General features: G+C 29.7%; 4 protein-coding genes and 1 riboswitch. Of the genes, 2 read left to right on the top strand and 2 right to left on the bottom strand.

The window, feature by feature from the left end; genetic code table 11:
- Positions 1-430, bottom strand: a 430-nt coding sequence (gene guaA / locus ABZA26_RS11035; RefSeq protein WP_372714581.1) for a glutamine-hydrolyzing GMP synthase, incomplete at its 3' end; no start/stop codon positions are given.
- 90 nt (positions 431-520) lie between these two features.
- Positions 521-618: riboswitch (purine riboswitch) on the bottom strand.
- 292 nt (positions 619-910) lie between these two features.
- On the opposite strand from guaA, the gene ABZA26_RS11030 reads away from it, so the two are divergent.
- Positions 911-1,477 (top strand): xanthine phosphoribosyltransferase, encoded by a 567-nt coding sequence (locus ABZA26_RS11030; protein ID WP_372714580.1) that lies wholly within the window; start codon positions 911-913, stop codon positions 1,475-1,477.
- A gap of 158 nt (positions 1,478-1,635) precedes the next feature.
- Here the strand turns inward: ABZA26_RS11030 and ABZA26_RS11025 are convergent, their stop codons facing one another.
- Positions 1,636-2,298, bottom strand: coding sequence for an HD-GYP domain-containing protein (locus ABZA26_RS11025; RefSeq protein WP_372714579.1), 663 nt, complete (start codon positions 2,296-2,298; stop codon positions 1,636-1,638).
- A gap of 306 nt (positions 2,299-2,604) precedes the next feature.
- Between ABZA26_RS11025 and ABZA26_RS11020 the strand changes: the two genes are divergently transcribed.
- A partial coding sequence (locus ABZA26_RS11020; RefSeq protein ID WP_372714582.1) for a helix-turn-helix transcriptional regulator occupies positions 2,605-3,246 on the top strand: 642 nt, incomplete at its 3' end.

The raw sequence follows: 3,246 nt of genomic DNA, 5'->3' as shown, positions 1-3,246 counted from the left end.
CAAATCCTTGAGCTATTTCAGTTACATGGTCTCCGTGACTCATCCAAACTTGTGAATTATCAGGTATACAATCAAAGAAAGGATTTTTTTTATCGTCTATTACCAGTTCAGCTTTTCCAAATTCCTGTTTATCAGCTTTTGCTACTTCCCCTCCAAGTAGGTGCATTGTCAGTTGCATTCCATAACATATCCCCAAAACAGGTATCCCCAATTCGTATATCTCTTTATCTATAGTCGGTGCTCCGTCAAGATATACTGAGGCTGGTCCTCCTGACAGGATTATCCCCTTTGGTTCTCTTTCCTTGATTTTTTCAAGGTCTTCAAAATAAGGTACAACTTCTGCATAAACGCCCATCTCTCTTACTCTTCTCGCAATAAGTTGGTTGTACTGTGAACCAAAATCTAATATGATGATACTATTCTTTTTCATTCAAAACCTCCAAAATAATATTAAAAAAAGTTCAAGTATATGCTCTATCCTACCCTTTTAAAGTATGAAAAGCGTATACTTAAACCTTACCTAAGTCTTTACACCTCTCATAGAGACCAATTTAAGGTTAGTCGTAGATACACCGCACCGTATTTGCAGTTTATATGAGCATTTTTTTTATAAACAAAATAAAATAGTGACTAATATACAAGCTTATAAGTCACATTTTAGATATTATTAATTAAATTTTATATTTAAAAAATATACCACGTAAAGCATTATTTTGTCAATCATTAAAAGAACATGAACCTGTTATAAGGCCTCTGCTCGATTGACATTTAATATAATTCGTGTTATATATGATAAAAGTTTATTCTTTAAACATATAGTCAACTTATAGGTAATAATTTAAATTTATAAAACATTTTTACCGTACTAACACTTAGAAAAATAAGACATTTATTATTTAGGAGGATAAAATTGAAATTATTGAAAGAAAAAATACTAAACAGTGGAGAAATAGTAAACCCTACCACTCTGAAGGTTGATAGTTTTTTAAATCATCAAATAGATCCAACTATTATGATGGAAATGGGTAAAGAACTGAAAAAAAGATTTGAAGGGAAAAAAATTAATAAAATTCTTACTATCGAAGCTTCAGGTATTGCAATTGGACTTGCAGCTGCTGTAGCTTTCAATGTACCTTTAGTTTTTGCAAAGAAAAAGAAACCAACTACTATGGACGGAATGTTTGTTGAAACAGTTCATTCATTCACAAAAAAGGTCGACTACGATATTTGCGTTTCAAAAGAATTTTTAAATTCTGAAGACAAAATTTTATTCGTTGATGATTTTCTTGCCACTGGAAATGCTATTATTGGAATTCAAAATATTATTAAACAAGCTGGAGCCGAACTTGTGGGAATAGGAATTGCTATCGAAAAGGGATTTCAACCTGGTGGAAATATTCTTAGAAATAAGGGAGTTCATTTGGAATCCTTGGCTATAATTGATAAAATGGACCTTGGAAAAATTAATTTTATCTAAGTAGCGCGGCGACACAGTTTTTATCATATTATATTTTATAAAAAAAATTCATATTCTCGAAACTTTATTCCTGTTTTATATTGATTCCTAATGAAAAAAAGAACCTTTTTAGGTTCTTTTTTTCATTAGTTAAGGTTTGTGTTATATATAGTTTTGATTTATTGGTGGCATTTTAAAAATATATCTACAAGTTCAGGATCAAAATCCTCTCCTCTTCCATCCTTTATAATTTCAACAGCCTTCTCATGAGTAAATGGCTCTTTATAAGTCCTCTTCTTTCTGAGTGCATCATAAACATCTGCAATGGCAACAATTCTAGCCTCTATAGGTATTTCCTTTTCAGAAAGCCCTCTGTACCCTTTACCGTTCCATTTTTCATGGTGATATCTTATGATATTTTCCCCCATTTTTGAGAATCCAAATTTATTTATAAGGTGGTAACCTATTTCAGTATGCTCTTTTACTACTTCAAATTCAGCAGGTGTAAGTTTTCCTGGTTTATTCAATATGTTTTCTGGAATTCCTACTTTTCCAAGATCATGTATCTTACCAAAAAACTCTATCTTTCTTACTTTAAATTCAGAAAAACCATACTTCTTCGAAAGCAGAGCTGAAATCTCCCCTACCATTTTCAAATGAAATAAAGCTTCACTGGCATCTAAAGCATGAAGCTTTATAAGAAGATTTTCCAACAAATTCTTTTTTACTTCTTCTGTTCCAAAGGTTCTGCCGTAGTCTTTTTGAAAAATTCCAACAATTTCAGAAGGACTTACTAACCCTGTTATTCTATTTTCTTCTCTATAATTTGCATTAATATACATAACCCGTCCTCCCTGCTTCTAAAATTGATTCATCTTTCTTACTTAAAATATACAATCCTTTTCATAATAAATCAAGTTTTTTTTGATATATTATTCCTTTTTTTTCTTTTTTGTCACATTAAACAATGACAAAATATCGAGTTTTTTTAAAAAAACATCTTTTTATCTTTTTAAAATGTCTTTTTTTATTTCTTAGATGCTTAAATGTCTTTTTTTTAATATCTATATGTTTTTTTTAAAAAAAAGTCATTGTTTTTATTGACAACAAGCCATATATATACTACAATTTTAAAAGAGGTGAATGAAATGGCAATTTTAAGTCCTGTTGAAAAACTTATAGCACTTAGAAAAAAATACAAAATTAACCAAAAAGATCTGGCAGGAGATCAGATTTCTAGAAGTCATCTTGCCATGATAGAAACAGGAAAAAATAAATTTAATGAAAATACTGCTAAAATAATTGTTGAAAATTTCAACAAAATTTTCCAAGAAAAAAATATTCCTGTGAGAGTAACATTAGAAGAGTTGATGGAAAGTAAGCAAAAACAAATTGAAAAATTAAAACTCAACTTTCTAAAACAACTTGAAAAAGATGGCACCATAGAATCTATTATTTCAGACATTGAAAGCTATGCATCTGAGTATGATATTCAGACCAAAATTACACTTTATGAAAAAATCGGTAATATTTTCTTTGAAAAAGAAAATTTCCATAGAGCTGCCAGTTTCTATTTGAGAATACTAAATGACCTTATCATTATTAGAGACTCCAAAACCTTAGGAAAAATTAGTCTAAGCCTCATTAGGATCTATCTTCAGACTGAAAACTTCCAGGCAGCTGTAGATCTTGAAAACCTTATTAAATCTGAGATTAATTATTTCTCTTTATCTGAAAAATCCATTATCCTTTTTAATTTTGGATGTATCTTTGATAGCTTAAAAGATCAT

This window comes from Ilyobacter sp. (assembly GCF_041583315.1).
In the GTDB taxonomy this organism is placed as follows: Bacteria; Fusobacteriota; Fusobacteriia; order Fusobacteriales; family Fusobacteriaceae; genus Ilyobacter.
The sequence above is the reverse complement of the archived record's forward strand: the minus strand, read 5'-3'. Positions and strand labels throughout refer to the sequence as shown.

What these genes read in the sequence shown, in the direction of transcription:
- ABZA26_RS11025 (WP_372714579.1), bottom strand. Translation starts at nt 2,298, where the DNA reads ATGTATATTAATGCAAATTATAGAGAAGAAAATAGAATAACAGGGTTA.